General features: G+C 59.6%; 13 protein-coding genes. 3 read left to right on the top strand and 10 right to left on the bottom strand.

Going from position 1 to position 13,090, the window contains the following annotated elements; all coding sequences use genetic code 11:
• Positions 1-40: 40 nt before the first annotated feature.
• The 3 genes from EL26_RS09975 to spoIIE all read right to left on the bottom strand — a co-directional run bounded on the left by EL26_RS09975 (position 41) and on the right by spoIIE (position 4,347).
• A complete protein-coding gene (locus EL26_RS09975) occupies positions 41-979 on the bottom strand; it encodes a protein kinase domain-containing protein (RefSeq protein WP_052036210.1) in 939 nt (312 codons plus the stop codon).
• Complete coding sequence (locus EL26_RS09980; RefSeq protein WP_038087626.1) at positions 951-1,691, bottom strand: vWA domain-containing protein; 741 nt, start codon at positions 1,689-1,691, stop codon at positions 951-953. The genes EL26_RS09975 and EL26_RS09980 overlap by 29 nt, the downstream gene beginning before the upstream one ends.
• Positions 1,692-1,815: 124 nt before the next feature.
• Positions 1,816-4,347: a stage II sporulation protein E gene (gene spoIIE / locus EL26_RS09985; protein WP_052036211.1), complete on the bottom strand. Its 2,532-nt coding sequence runs from the start codon at positions 4,345-4,347 to the stop codon at positions 1,816-1,818.
• Positions 4,348-4,662: 315 nt separating this feature from the next.
• On the opposite strand from spoIIE, the gene EL26_RS09990 reads away from it, so the two are divergent.
• The 3 genes from EL26_RS09990 to EL26_RS09995 are packed head-to-tail and all read left to right on the top strand — an operon-like array spanning position 4,663 to position 5,647.
• On the top strand, positions 4,663-5,097 hold the full coding sequence (locus EL26_RS09990) for a ComE operon protein 2 (RefSeq protein WP_038087628.1): 435 nt from the start codon (positions 4,663-4,665) through the stop codon (positions 5,095-5,097).
• A gap of 60 nt (positions 5,098-5,157) precedes the next feature.
• On the top strand, positions 5,158-5,265 hold the full coding sequence (cmpA, locus tag EL26_RS24940) for a cortex morphogenetic protein CmpA (RefSeq protein ID WP_152559227.1): 108 nt from the start codon (positions 5,158-5,160) through the stop codon (positions 5,263-5,265).
• Between the two features lie 34 nt (positions 5,266-5,299).
• The gene (locus EL26_RS09995) at positions 5,300-5,647 is read left to right on the top strand and encodes a DUF4870 domain-containing protein (RefSeq protein WP_038087632.1); all 348 of its coding nucleotides are present in this window, start codon (positions 5,300-5,302) and stop codon (positions 5,645-5,647) included.
• Between the two features lie 77 nt (positions 5,648-5,724).
• On the opposite strand, the gene EL26_RS10000 is transcribed toward EL26_RS09995, so the two are convergent.
• The 7 genes from EL26_RS10000 to EL26_RS10030 form a co-directional block, all read right to left on the bottom strand.
• The gene (locus tag EL26_RS10000) at positions 5,725-6,570 is read right to left on the bottom strand and encodes an arylamine N-acetyltransferase (RefSeq protein WP_161780704.1); all 846 of its coding nucleotides are present in this window, start codon (positions 6,568-6,570) and stop codon (positions 5,725-5,727) included.
• Positions 6,571-6,685: 115 nt separating this feature from the next.
• On the bottom strand, positions 6,686-7,630 hold the full coding sequence (gene meaB / locus EL26_RS10005; protein ID WP_038087635.1) for a methylmalonyl Co-A mutase-associated GTPase MeaB: 945 nt from the start codon (positions 7,628-7,630) through the stop codon (positions 6,686-6,688).
• Between the two features lie 4 nt (positions 7,631-7,634).
• Positions 7,635-8,780 (bottom strand): acyl-CoA dehydrogenase, encoded by a 1,146-nt coding sequence (locus EL26_RS10010; protein ID WP_038087638.1) that lies wholly within the window; start codon positions 8,778-8,780, stop codon positions 7,635-7,637.
• 60 nt (positions 8,781-8,840) lie between these two features.
• On the bottom strand, positions 8,841-9,980 hold the full coding sequence (locus EL26_RS10015) for an acyl-CoA dehydrogenase (RefSeq protein WP_038087642.1): 1,140 nt from the start codon (positions 9,978-9,980) through the stop codon (positions 8,841-8,843).
• A gap of 12 nt (positions 9,981-9,992) precedes the next feature.
• The gene (locus tag EL26_RS10020) at positions 9,993-10,775 is read right to left on the bottom strand and encodes an enoyl-CoA hydratase-related protein (protein ID WP_038087647.1); all 783 of its coding nucleotides are present in this window, start codon (positions 10,773-10,775) and stop codon (positions 9,993-9,995) included.
• A 15-nt stretch (positions 10,776-10,790) separates the two neighbouring features.
• Complete coding sequence (locus EL26_RS10025; protein WP_038087650.1) at positions 10,791-11,639, bottom strand: 3-hydroxybutyryl-CoA dehydrogenase; 849 nt, start codon at positions 11,637-11,639, stop codon at positions 10,791-10,793.
• A gap of 71 nt (positions 11,640-11,710) precedes the next feature.
• Positions 11,711-12,895, bottom strand: coding sequence for an acetyl-CoA C-acetyltransferase (locus EL26_RS10030; protein ID WP_038087652.1), 1,185 nt, complete (start codon positions 12,893-12,895; stop codon positions 11,711-11,713).
• Positions 12,896-13,090: the final 195 nt, after the last annotated feature.

The following is a 13,090-nucleotide window of genomic DNA, read 5'->3' on the forward strand; positions in this document are numbered from 1 at the left end:
CCCGTACAACTTCGTGTCAAGGACGGACATTCCTTCTTCCTTAGAAGAGGAGAAATTGACAAAAAACCAACACCAACACCGCCGCCGAACCGAGCAACAGCCAATCGGTCCAATCGCGGCGGCGTTTTTGTTTGCTTTTGATCTTTTTTTCGATCTCAACGCTGCGCTTGACCAGCGGCGAGAGCGCTTCCCGCAGCGACGCCACGGTGCGGATGCGGCCGTCCCACACCCCTTTGAACAGCCCCCGCCAGTTTTCAAAGCGCGGGTCGCTGACGATCGCTTTTTTCAGAAGCGAGTAGTTCGGGCCGATCTGCTGCACGCTCTTGCGCGCTTCCGGCGCGATCAGTTGGACGGCGAGCATCGAGAGCGCAAACACGTCATAGCTCTCTTCCGACAAACGGCTGCCTTGGCCCCACCACGCGCGGTCGTACCACTCGGTGTATTCCTTCACCCCGCGCCCGAACTCGGTCACGCCGCCGAAATCGACGAGGCGGACGACGCCCCGGTCTTCGTTTACGAGGCAGTTTTCCGCTTTGAGGTCGCCGAAGCAATAGCCTTGCTTGTGCAGGCGTTCGAGGTACGTGCACAGTTGGAGCAGCAAAACCGGCGTCCAGTGCGGCCCTCTCTTTTGAAGAAAGTCGGGCAGGTCGGTGCCTTGCACCCATTCCATGACGTAAAAAAACGCCTTGCCCCGCTGGGTCTGCACATCGTCCAAATCAAAGATGAGCGGCCCGAGGTCCGAGCCTCGAGCCACCCCCTGGAGTTGTTTGAGAATTTTATGTTCGAGCGAAATCTCGGGAGCTTGCGCGGACACTTTCAGCGCGTACGATTGCCCTTCAGAAGAAACGCGGTACACTTCGCCGTTGGCGCCGCTGCCGAGCATCCCGTCGATGCGGTAGCGCTTTTTGTTCCAAAGACCGGTGATGACCTGCCCCTTCTGAAAAAAAGGATCAGACCACGTAGGCTGCCATGTCGCCATCTCCATCATCCTCCCGATTGGCGGGTCGTTCGATCAGTTGCTGGGAAAGCATGCGCGTCGCTTTTTCAATCGCGGGGCCGGTCGGCGTGCCGCCGTTCGCGCGCAGGGCGTTCATCAAGTCGACGAGGTTGGCTTGTTGCGTGAAGTCGGCGACGACCGAAACGTCTTCGCCCTGTTGGCCCGGGAACGTGAGGATGGCGGCTTGGTGTTGGCCTTTGCGGACGTCGAGGCCGATTTTCAGGTCGCGGATCGCTTCGCGGACAGTCGGGAGTTTGTCGTGCATGGAAGCGCTGGTGTCGATGACGACCACCAGTTGCAGCGCGGCTTCGTCTCCGAGTTTGTCGACCATCTCCGCCACGTCGCTGCGCTTCTCCGGCGGAAGGCCGTCCGCGTCGGTGCCCATCAGTTGGCGCAGCTCTTTGTTGACGACTTGCTGGATCGTCATCTGCACGGTGTGCTTGGTGACCATCTGCATCGTCATCGCGAGTTGACGCGCTTCCACGATGCGCGAGACGCCGCCGCCCGCTTCGGCGATCGCTTGGACTTCCTGACGACCCGCCGAGTTCAAATCACCGCCGTCGACGATCCCGACCACGTTGACGGCGATGCCGAGCTTTCTGGCAAATGTCGCCGCTTCCACCGGATTGCTTCCCCGGTTCGAGCACCCGTCCGTAATCAGCAAGATCTGTTTCATCGTCACATTCTTCCACATAGTTCCACCCCTCCAAGGCATAGTTACTAGTAGTATTCCCGGAAGTGCTAGAATTCAAACATGAAAAAGACCCTCCGCGCGGGAGAGCCTTTTTTCCATGCAGATCGCATTCCTGCGGATCGCTTTACGTCATCGGCACCAGCTTGTCCGGATCGGGCAGCACTTGCCCGCCCTTGCGCTTGAGTTTTTGCACGCCGGGGAGACGGATCGTCGCCCATTCCGGTTTGTACTTGGCGACGCGGGCGACGAGGACGGTCATGTCGTCGATGATCTTGCCGTGGTTGATGCGCACCGCGAGCTCCACCAGCATGTCGGCGATCTCTTGCGGGTCGTTGCTCTCAAAGTCCTCGATCTTCTTCTTGAGCCACCCTTCCTTATCATCGGTGTGCTTCGGCGCGTCGAAGATGCCGTCCGACATCAAAATCAACAAGTCGCCTTCCTGCAACTCCTCCTCCACCGTCTGGATGTCGATCTCCTGCAAGATGCCGATCGGGATGTTCTCGCCGGAGATCGTGTTGACTTTGCCGTGCCGCTTGATGAACGAGGGTGCCGAGCCGATCTTGAGGAACTCCGTTTTCGCCGTGAACATGTCGATCAACGCCAAGTCCATCGTCGTGAAGATTTCGTCCTGCGAGCGCAAGAGCAGCACGGAGTTCACCGTCTTGATCGCCAACTGCTCGTCAAAGCCCGCCTTCAACAACTGTTGGAGCAGGCGAATCGCCGCACTCGATTCCTGCATCGCCCGCTCGCCGTTGCCCATGCCGTCGCTGACCGCCACGGCGAACTTTCCGTTGCCGACGTCCAGCGCCGTGAACGAATCGCCGCAGTGCATCCGCCCGTCCTTGGCGGCGGAGGCGATTCCCGTTTCGATGTGGTATAGCTTCGCGGAAGAGAGCGTCATGGTCACGCCGTTTTCATCCTCCCAATAGCGTTTGTTCGTCACGACGATGTTCTCGCCGAGCACTTCCGAGAGCAGCGGCGCGATCAGTTTTTCCCCTTCGTCCGCCGAAGTCGCTCCGGTCGAAGTCACTTCAATCTCCACTTTGCCCACTTCAAGCGATACGATGTCCACGGAGCGAATCGACAGCCCGAGATGCTCAAGCGCTGCGACGATGTGCTCTTCGTGATCGGCGGAGACGTGGTTTTCCTTGCGAATCTCCTGCGCCAAGTCCGCCATGATCGAGGAGATGCCGACCAACTGCTCCGCCACCATGTTGCGCGAGTCCGCCAGTTGGTTTTGCCACTGCATGTCGCGCTTGGAAATTTCCACGGCGCCGGTCAGCGCCGGGATCATCGCGTCCGTTTTGACGCAGAACTTCGTGAGTTCCTTCGGAATGTCGCCCTTGGCAATCCCGCCCTCGATGTCGATCAGCGTCACCGTGTCGAAGAGGGCTCGGTACGTTTGGTAGAAGTTTTTCTCCCAGCATTGCTCTTGTTTGAAACAGCCTTTGCAGACTTGCGTGGCTGCGGATTGAAACGTTTTGTTCATCACTTCGTCTTGCACCGCCGCTTTTTGCTGGGCGCTGGAGATCTGTGCAAACGTGCGGGAGAGCTCTTGGAAGACGCTCGACACTTCGCGGATGCGCATCGCCATCAGCTCGCGGATGCGGCGGGCGTAGTCCTGTTGGGACAGCGAGTGCTGGTGCGTGCCCGGCACGTAGCGGGAGACTTGGTCGATGAAGTTCTTCGGGGTGAGCAGCAGCATCGCAAACGCCGCCGCCGATTCTTCGAGCGCCACCACAATCGAGCTCGAATCGTTCACATAGACTGTCAAGATCGCCGCGCCGAGTCCAAAGCCGATGCCGACGCCGATTTTCCTGACATCGCGCAGGAGCCCGGCAAGCAGGCCGGAGAACGCGAGCAACCCGATTTGCGTGGCGGCCATCAAGCTCGCCATCGTGAGGATGATCCCCGTCACCACGCCGACGCCCGCCGCCACCCCCGCGCCGCCGATCAGCGCGAAGAGCATGATCAGGTAGCGGGAGAACACATTTTCAAACGAGAGTAGCCCGAGGTGCAGGCCGTGCAAGCCGGTCAGCATCGACGCGAGCAAGATGACGAGGCAGACGATCTCTTCGTTGCGCAACTCCTTCACGCCGCGCTGGAAGGTGAAGATCGGCAGGGACTGGATGAAAATCAACGTCAGCACCATCGAGAGGAATCCGTCGACGAGGCTCATCATCAGCCCGTACGAGTTCATGTCGCCGGTCGCCGTGTGTCCCGCCAACCGTACCGCGCTGTCGACGAGGAAGACGACAAACGGCACGGTGCCAAGCGTCAGGGCTTTTTTCTTGCTCAACAGGCCGTAGACGAATCGGTAGCCGAGCAGCGCCAGCACCAAGATCGGCCAGATGGAGAACAGTCCGTTTGTCGTGAACGATCCGAGGATCAACGCCCCGAGTACCGGGCGGGCGGCCGAGCGTTTCAACCGCAGCACCACGGCGTAAAACGCGATCGCAAACGGCGAGAGTTCCCCCAAAATCATCGCCCGCCCGAGGAAGAACGCCATGACCGTCAAGATCGTCGAGGTTCGTCCGAGGTACGCTTGCACCCCCGCCAGCTTCACGCCGAGGCGGTTTGGCAACTTCTCGATCCCTGCGGAAGTTGCCGTTGCTGCTTGTCCACTGTCACCACGTTGGAAAAATCTCTTCCACATTCTGTTCCCACCATCCCGTTTCCGAAATTTGTACGTTCAGGATAGCATGTCTCCTCTGAATTGTTTGTCGGTTCGCGCACCCGCCCTCGGGAAATTTCCGACACGGAATTCTCTTCTTGTACACGAACATCCGCTCCCCTAGCCGCATCGAACCCGCGCTCGTTCAAGAAGCCTTCAAAAAACGCCCCTGTCCCGTTTCGGCTCGAATTGTCGCGGAAGTGCGGCGATTTGTCGGAAAGAAATCTGGTGTTCGACACCTATTTTCACGAGAGGTAGAATAGACATGTAGATTCCCCATGAGGAGGTACTGGTGAGATGCGCAAACCTTGGAACGAATACTTTATGGATCAGGCACGCATGGTGGCCACCCGCGCGACGTGCGACCGGCTGCATGTCGGAGCGGTCATCGTGCGCGACAAACGGATCATCTCCACCGGATACAACGGCAGCGTCTCCGGCGACGTGCACTGCCAGGACAAAGGCTGCTACGTCGTGGACGGACACTGCATCCGCACGATTCACGCGGAATCGAACGCGATCTTGCAATGCGCCAAGTTCGGCGTCTCGACGGAAGGCGCGGCGATTTACGTGACGCACTTCCCCTGCCTGCTGTGCAGCAAGCAGATCATCCAAGCCGGCATCTCGCAGATTTATTACGAAGCCGACTACCGCACCGATCCCTACGCCGTGCAGCTGTTGAAGCAGGCGGGCGTGGAGTTGACGCAAATCCTCGTGCAAATCGCCGAGTGACGCACGCTTTCCCCCGCGTTTGCATAGCCTATAGGCAAACGACGACGAGGGGGAAGGATGATGCCGAGCTGGCTGGTAACCCAACTCTCACGGGCGTATCGTGAGAGGGACAAACGATCGATCCTCATGCTGAACCGTGCGTTTTTTAAATACAGAAACAGCCGTTGACCGCATATAGATGGCAGGGAGAGGGGGACGTGCCATGTACGAAACCAATCCCGAAGCGCGCACGTTTGCGATGCTGTGCCATCTGTCGGCGCTTGCCGGGTACATCATCCCGTTTGGCAACATCATCGGTCCGCTGGTGTTCTGGCTGCTGAAGCGGGATCAACACGCGTTTGTGAACGACCAAGGCAAGGAAGCGTTGAACTTTCAGATCTCGATGTTGCTGTACGTGATCGTGGCGGGGATTCTCTGCTTGGTGTTCATCGGGCTGATTCTCCTGCCGATCATCGGCATCGCCACGCTGGTGCTGCTGATCATCGCCGGCGTGAAAGCGTACGGCGGCGAAGCGTACCGCTACCCGTTCACGATCCGGTTTTTGAAGTAAAAAAAGCCCTGCGACCTCGTCGGCAACGACGTATCGCAGGGTTTTTCATGTTTCAGTTCCGTCATCCGGTTTCTCGATTAACCTCCGTACCGACGTCGGTTGTGCTCGGCAAGTTCGCGGGTTTTCACGCCTCTCTCCGGGGAATGGACGAAGGCGATCGCTTCTTCTGCGACGGCGCGCTCAATCCCGAACGTCTCCTGCAACATGCGCAAAAACGTCTCCACATCCGGCATCGGCGTCTCATGCCGCCCCTTGGTGTCCATCCGCAAGTGGCGGTTCGTGTCGATCCACACCTTCTCATACGCCGACTTGATCCCGTCCGCCGACGCTCTGCGCATGAACGAGTTGTCGTCGACGTCGCGGTGCGAAAGCGCCACGTCTTCGTCAAAGTCGGCGATCGTCAACGGTTGCCACTCGATGATCTTCTTCGAGAAGAGGTCTTCGTAGTAGAAGCGTTCAATCTCATAACGTCCCTCGTCCAGCTTGGTGATCTTCACCCGCTCTCCGTAGAGCGACGTGAAATCCGGTTCTTCGTCGAGCAGCAGCGGGCGGTACGTCGGCGCGCCGTAGCCGACGTCGGTGTACCAGACTTTTCCGTCGAGGTGCACGCGTATCGCCATGTGCCCCGGCGCGACCCGGCAGTAGTCCAGCTCATAGCCGAGCGCTTCGAGCAGCCGCCCGAAGTTGAAGTTCAAGATGAAGCAGTTCCCGCCCCACCCCTTGCTCACCAAGTTCTCCACAAAAACCTCCGCCGGCGGCACCAGCCAGCCGTTCTCTTCGCGGTGGTTGTAATAGTGGATCTTGCTCAGCAATTCGTACGGGATCTTCAAGAGATGCGCTTGGGTCAGCTTGGCGAGCGTCTCCCAATCGGGCCGCTCCGCCACAACGCCCAAGTGCTCCAGATATTGTTGCACCCAATTCATGCGCAAAACCTCCGTTCTTTGCATCAAAAAACCCTCCGTCACGCGCGGCGACAGAGGGTCTTTGCACGCGAACACCTGTTGGGGAAATTCGCGATGCGACGGGTTGGTTCCTTTTTTACCGCTTTAAAATGTTTTGCATCATTTCGTCGGCGAGTTGATACGGATCGAGCGCGCCCGCTTCGACTTGGGCGAGTTTCTGCGCCCACTCGGTGTCGGCGGAGATCTGCTCTTTCAAACGGCGCGCAATCGTGCCTTCGACAATGCCGACGATCTCCTCTTGACGGCGCTGTTGGCGGCGCTCCGTCCAGAGGCCGGAGTCGTGGAGATATTGACGATGCTTCTGCACCGCCGCCCACAGTTCCGGGCAGCCTTGGTTGTCGCGGGAGATCGTCCGCACGACGGGCGGCCGCCACGGGATGTGGCCGAGCATGTCCAGCATGTATTGCAGTTCGCGCTCCGTCTTGTCGGTGCCCGGCAAGTCGGCTTTGTTGATCGCAAACAGGTCGGCGATCTCCATAATCCCCGCCTTCATCGTCTGGATGTGGTCACCCGCCGACGGATTCAAGACGACGACCGTGGAGTCGGCGACGTTCATGATGTCGAGTTCCGATTGCCCGACGCCGACCGTCTCGATCAAGATCACGTCGCACCCGTACGCGTCGAGCACGCGGATCGCTTCTTGGGTCGCGCGCGACAAGCCGCCCAGCGACCCGCGGGTGCCCATCGAACGGATGAACACCTTGGGGTCGAGGGCGTGCGTGCCCATGCGCACGCGGTCGCCGAGGATCGCCCCGCCGGTGAACGGCGAGGTCGGGTCGACGGCGACGACACCGATCGAGTAGTCAAACTCCCGGCGCAAGTAGCCGATCAGCCGATCGGTCAGCGAACTTTTGCCCGCGCCCGGCGGCCCGGTGAGACCGACCAGAAATGCTTGGCCCGTGTGCGGGTGCAGATCGCGCAGGATTGCGTTTTTTTCCGAAGCGTCATTCTCGATGTGGGTGATGGCGCGGGCGACGGCCCGTTTGTCCCCGGCGAGAATGCGGGCGACCAGCTCATGCATAGGATCAGTCCTTCAGAAGGAAGCGCGAGATGACCATGCGTTGAACCTCGCTGGTACCTTCGTAGATTTGGGTGATTTTCGCATCGCGGTAGAGGCGTTCCACCGGGTATTCGCGGGTGAAGCCGTAGCCGCCGTAGATTTGCACCGCTTCCGAAGCGGCTTTGACCGCGACTTCCGACGCGAAGACTTTCGCCATCGCGGATTGCTTGGAGTACGGCAAGCCGTTGCTTTCCAGCCACGCCGCTTGGTAGGTCAAGAGGCGCGCCGCTTCGATCTCGGTCGCCATGTCGGCCAGTTTGAATTGAATCGCTTGGTTGTTCGCGATCGGTTTGCCGAATTGCTCGCGCTGCTTCGCGTACTCGGTCGCGAGGTCGAGCGCGCCTTGGGCGATGCCGAGCGCTTGCGCCGCGATGCCGTTGCGGCCGCCGTCGAGGGTCATCATCGCGACTTTGAAGCCGTCGCCGACTTTGCCGAGCACGTTTTCTTTCGGGACTTTCACGTCTTCGAAGATGATCTCGGTGGTCGTGGACGCGCGGATGCCGAGTTTCTTCTCATGCTTGCCGACGGAGAAGCCCGGGTAGGACGCTTCGACGATGAACGCGGTGATGCCGCCGCGGGTGCGTTTTTCCGCATCGGTGACGGCGAAGACCACGTAGATGTCCGCCACGCCGCCGTTGGTGATGAAGATCTTGGAGCCGTTGAGCAGCCAGTGGTCGTCTTTCTCCACCGCCGTGGTGCGCATCGCGCCCGCGTCGGTGCCGGAGCCCGGTTCGGTCAAGCCGTACGCGCCGATCGACGTGCCTTCCGCGAGACGGCGCAGGTATTTTTGCTTCTGCTCTTCGGTGCCGAACGCGTTGATCGGCCAGCCTGCCAGCGACGTTTGCACGGAGAGCGTAACGCCGGTCGATGCGCAGACGCGGGAGAGTTCTTCGACCGCGATCACGTACGACACGTAGTCCATGCCCGCACCGCCGTACTCTTCTCCCCACGGAATGCCCGTCAGGCCGATCTTCGCCATCTTATTGAAAATCTCGTGGGAGAATTCTTCTTTCTCATCGCGTTCTGCTGCGGTCGGCGCGACTTCGTTGAGCGCAAAGTCGCGGACCAGGTTGCGGATGTCCTGTTGGTCTTGGGTCAGTTGGAAATTCATCTGGTTGTCGCTTCCCTTCTGGTATCTTCTCGTGTCGTGTGTAAGCCGGGATCGTTGCGCTTACTTGAGGAGGTGCTTCGAGACGACGACGCGCTGGATTTGGTTCGTGCCTTCGTAAATCTGCGTGACTTTCGCGTCGCGCATCAGGCGCTCCACCGGAAACTCCTTGGAGTAGCCGTAGCCGCCGAAGATTTGCACCGCGTCGGTGGTGATGCTCATCGCCGCGTCGGACGCGTAGTACTTCGCCATCGAAGCCTGCTTGCCGCACGGCAATCCCTGCTGACGGAGAGTCGCCGCTTGGTAGGTCAAGAGGCGCGCCGCCTCGATCTTGGTCGCCATGTCGGCGATCATAAACTGAATCGCTTGGAAGTCGACGATCGACTTGTTGAACTGGCGGCGCTGTTTCGCGTATTCCACCGCGTAGTCAAAAGCGGCGCGGGCAATCCCCAGCGCTTGCGCCGCGATGCCGATGCGCCCGCCGTCGAGGTTGGACATGGCGATTGTAAAGCCTTCGCCCTCTTCGCCAAGTCGCTGCGACGCCGGCACGACCGCGTTGTCAAAAATCAACTCGACCGTACCCGAGCCGTTCATGCCCATTTTGTGTTCTTTTTTGCCAATTGTAAAGCCCGGGGTTCCGCGTTCGACGATGAACGCCGTGACGCCCTTGGCCCCTTTTTCCGGATCGGTGACGGCAAACACGTTGAAGATGTCCGCCACTTCGCCGTTGGTGATAAAAATCTTGGAGCCGTTGAGAATGTAGTTGTCACCGTCGCGAACCGCGCGCGTGCGCAGGCCCGACGCGTCGGAACCCGCTCCCGGTTCGGTCAAGCCGAACGCGCCGATCAGCTCGGCGGACGCGAGCTTCGGCACGTACTTCTGCTTCTGCTCCTCCGTGCCGAAATTCAAAATCGGGTAGGTGCCGACCGACGTGTGCACGGCGAGGATGACGCCGACAGACGCGCTGCCGTAGGAAATCTCTTCGATGGCGGAGATATAGGAGACGAAGTCGGCGCCGACCCCGTCGTACTCTTCGGGAACCGGGATGCCCATCAGGCCGAGTTCTCCCATTTTCGTGATCAGATCGCGCGGGAAGTTGTCGGTGGCGTCAATCTCTGCAGCGCGCGGGATGATTTCGTTTTGGACGAAATCGCGCACCATCTGTTGCATGTCGCGCTGGTCTTTGGTGAATTGAAAATCCATCATAGGACCTCCTTACTTGCCCTGGAAGTTCGCAGGGCGCTTTTCAAGGAACGCTTGCATGCCTTCTTTTTGATCTTCGGTGGAGAAGGAGAGAGCGAACAGTTCGGTCTCGTATTGCAGGCCGCGCTCCACGTCCATGTTCATCCCTTCGTTGACGCCTTGCTTCGTCATGCGGACGGAGAGTTGGCCTTTGCTTGCCATCTTGGCGGCGATCTCAATCGCTTTGTCCATCAGTTGCGCCGGTTCGACGACGTGGTTGACGAGGCCGATTTCGTACGCGCGGTCGGCGCCGATGGTGTCGCCGGTCAAGAGCAGTTCCTTGGCGATGCCCGCTCCGACGAGGCGCGGCAGGCGTTGGGTCGCCCCGAAGCCCGGCGTCACGCCGAGGTTGACTTCCGGCTGGCCGAATTTCGCGTTGGTCGACGCGATGCGCAGGTCGCACGCCAGCGCGACTTCACAGCCGCCGCCCAGCGCAAAGCCGTTCACAGCCGCGATCGTCGGCTGCGGCAGGGTTTCCAACTTCGTGATCGAGTCCATGCCGTCTGCTGAGAACTTGCGGCCTTGGATCGCGGTCATCGGTTGCATTTCGGAAATGTCCGCGCCGGCTGCGAACGCTTTTTCCCCGGAACCGGTCAAGATGACGGCACGGATGTCGTCGTTGGTTTTGATTTCGTCGAGCAGATGGCCCAGTTCGCGCAGAAGCGCGGAGTTCAGGGCGTTCAGCGATTTCGGACGGTTGAGGGTGATGAAGCCGATGTGGTCGCGGACTTCAAACAGCAGGTTTTCGTAGGTCATCTCGTTGCGCCTCCCTTAGTACTGGTAGAAACCGCGGCCGGTTTTCTTGCCGAGCCAGCCTGCTTTGACGTACTTGCGCAGCAGCGGGCACGGACGGTATTTGGAATCGCCGAAGCCTTCATGGAGCACTTCCATGATCGCGAGGCAGGTGTCGAGGCCGATGAAGTCTGCGAGGGTCAGCGGGCCCATCGGGTGGTTCATGCCGAGCTTCATGACTTGGTCGACGTCTTCAACCGACGCCACGCCTTCGTAGACGCAGTAGATCGCTTCGTTGATCATCGGCATCAGGACGCGGTTGGAAACGAAGCCCGGGAAGTCTTGGACTTCGACCGGCACTTTGTCCATCTTCTTGGTCAGGTCTTCAATCGCTTCGTAGACTTCGTTGGTGGTGGCGAGACCGCGGATGATCTCGACGAGCTTCATGACCGGAACCGGGTTCATAAAGTGCATGCCGATGACGAGTTCCGGGCGGGAGGTGACAGCCGCGATTTCCGTGATCGGCAGCGAAGAGGTGTTGGTCGCGAGAACCGCGCCGGTCGGGAGCACTTCATCCATTTGGCGGAAGATGTTTTTCTTGATTTCCATGTTCTCGGTTGCCGCTTCGACCGCCAGTTGCGCGTCGTGCGCGTCGCCCATGTTCGTGGTCGGGTGGATGCGGGCGAGGACCGCTGCTTTTTCCTCTTCGGTCTTGCGGCCTTTTTCCACGTCGCGGGAGAGGTTTTTGGTGATGACGGCGATGCCGCGTTCGAGGAATTCAGGCTTGATGTCGTTCAGGACGACTTCCAGACCTGCTTGTGCGAAAACTTGCGCGATGCCGGAGCCCATTTGGCCTGCGCCGACGACGAGTGCTTTGCGGATTTCCATGATTGTCTGCCTCCTATGTAGGAGGGGCGTTTGGCACGCCCCTTTAGTGGATGGGTGGTTTCGGAAAAAAATTACTCGGGATGCACTTGCAGCAGAATCGCGTCACCCTGCGCCGCGCCGGAGCAGATCGCCGCAATCCCGAGGCCGCCGCCGCGACGACGGAGTTCGTAGATCAGCGCGCCGATGATGCGCGCGCCCGATGCGCCGATCGGATGACCGAGCGCGACCGCGCCGCCGTTGACGTTGACTTTCTCCTCGTCCCAGCCGAGCAGTTTGCCGGAGGTGAGGGTGACCGCCGCAAACGCTTCGTTGACTTCAAACAAGTCGATGTCTTCCAAGGTATATCCTGTCTTTTTCAACAGTTTTTGAATCGCAAGGCCCGGCGTTGTCGCGATGTACGGCGCGTCTTGGCCGACTTGCGCGTGGCCGAGAATGGTTGCCAGCGGCTTCACGCCTTGCTCATTTGCTTTGTCCTCCGACATCAAGACCAGCGCGCCCGCGCCGTCGTTGACGCCCGGCGCGTTGCCTGCGGTGATCGAGCCGTCTTTTTTGAAGACCGGTTTGAGCGCCGCCAAGCCTTCGAGCGTGGATTCCGGGCGAATCGCTTCGTCGTGCTCGACGAGGGTGGTGCCTTTTTTGCCGGTGATTTCGACCGGGACGATCTCAGGTGCGAACCTGCCGGCTTCACGGGCTTGTGCGGCGCGCTGTTGCGAGCGCAACGCCCATTGGTCTTGCGCTTCACGGGAGATGTCGTATTCGTCGGCGACGACCGAGCCGTGCACCGCCATCGGCACGTCGTGGAACGCGCAGCGCAAGCCGTCGTACTGCATGAGGTCTACGAGTTGACCGTCGCCCATGCGCAAGCCAAACCGACCCTTCGGTAGGATGTACGGCGCGTTCGACATCGACTCCATGCCGCCCGCCACGATGACGTCCGCGTCGCCCGTGCGGATGATCTGATCCGCCAGCGTCACGGCGCGCATGCCGGATGCGCACACTTTGTTGATCGTCTGGGTCGGGACTTCCCAGGAGAGGCCCGCTTTGATCGCTGCTTGGCGGGACGGAATCTGACCGGCGCCGCCTTGGAGCACCATCCCCATGATCACTTCGTCGACGAGATCAGCCGATACGCCGGCGCGAGAAAGCGCTTCCTTGATAACGATGCCGCCGAGGTCGGTCGCGGTAAGCGAGGACAGGGAACCGCCGAACTTCCCAAACGGGGTGCGTGCGGAAGAAACAATGACCGTCTTGCGCATGTTGGACACTCCTTTTTATGGATGAATGAAGAATCATTCAGTTTCAAACAAACAGTCGGTTTCAGCTTGGTGCTTCTGCTTCTATTATACACGAAATTTGAAAGCGGGTGAGGAGAATGAAAAGTCAGATATTTTACATCTTCAAGCGTACAAGAAAAAAGACCGGGAGCTGCTCCCGATCTTTTTCGTCTCGTG

It is taken from the genome of Tumebacillus flagellatus (assembly GCF_000714935.1).
Lineage (GTDB): Bacteria > Bacillota > Bacilli > Tumebacillales > Tumebacillaceae > Tumebacillus > Tumebacillus flagellatus.

What these genes read in the sequence shown, in the direction of transcription:
- spoIIE (WP_052036211.1), bottom strand. Translation starts at nt 4,347, where the DNA reads ATGTGGAAGAGATTTTTCCAACGTGGTGACAGTGGACAAGCAGCAACG.
- EL26_RS10015 (WP_038087642.1), bottom strand. Translation starts at nt 9,980, where the DNA reads ATGGATTTTCAATTCACCAAAGACCAGCGCGACATGCAACAGATGGTG.
- EL26_RS09980 (WP_038087626.1), bottom strand. Translation starts at nt 1,691, where the DNA reads ATGTGGAAGAATGTGACGATGAAACAGATCTTGCTGATTACGGACGGG.
- EL26_RS09975 (WP_052036210.1), bottom strand. Translation starts at nt 979, where the DNA reads ATGGCGACATGGCAGCCTACGTGGTCTGATCCTTTTTTTCAGAAGGGG.
- EL26_RS10020 (WP_038087647.1), bottom strand. Translation starts at nt 10,775, where the DNA reads ATGACCTACGAAAACCTGCTGTTTGAAGTCCGCGACCACATCGGCTTC.
- EL26_RS09990 (WP_038087628.1), top strand. Translation starts at nt 4,663, where the DNA reads ATGCGCAAACCTTGGAACGAATACTTTATGGATCAGGCACGCATGGTG.
- cmpA (WP_152559227.1), top strand. Translation starts at nt 5,158, where the DNA reads ATGCCGAGCTGGCTGGTAACCCAACTCTCACGGGCGTATCGTGAGAGG.
- EL26_RS09995 (WP_038087632.1), top strand. Translation starts at nt 5,300, where the DNA reads ATGTACGAAACCAATCCCGAAGCGCGCACGTTTGCGATGCTGTGCCAT.
- EL26_RS10025 (WP_038087650.1), bottom strand. Translation starts at nt 11,639, where the DNA reads ATGGAAATCCGCAAAGCACTCGTCGTCGGCGCAGGCCAAATGGGCTCC.
- EL26_RS10010 (WP_038087638.1), bottom strand. Translation starts at nt 8,780, where the DNA reads ATGAATTTCCAACTGACCCAAGACCAACAGGACATCCGCAACCTGGTC.
- meaB (WP_038087635.1), bottom strand. Translation starts at nt 7,630, where the DNA reads ATGCATGAGCTGGTCGCCCGCATTCTCGCCGGGGACAAACGGGCCGTC.
- EL26_RS10000 (WP_161780704.1), bottom strand. Translation starts at nt 6,570, where the DNA reads ATGAATTGGGTGCAACAATATCTGGAGCACTTGGGCGTTGTGGCGGAG.
- EL26_RS10030 (WP_038087652.1), bottom strand. Translation starts at nt 12,895, where the DNA reads ATGCGCAAGACGGTCATTGTTTCTTCCGCACGCACCCCGTTTGGGAAG.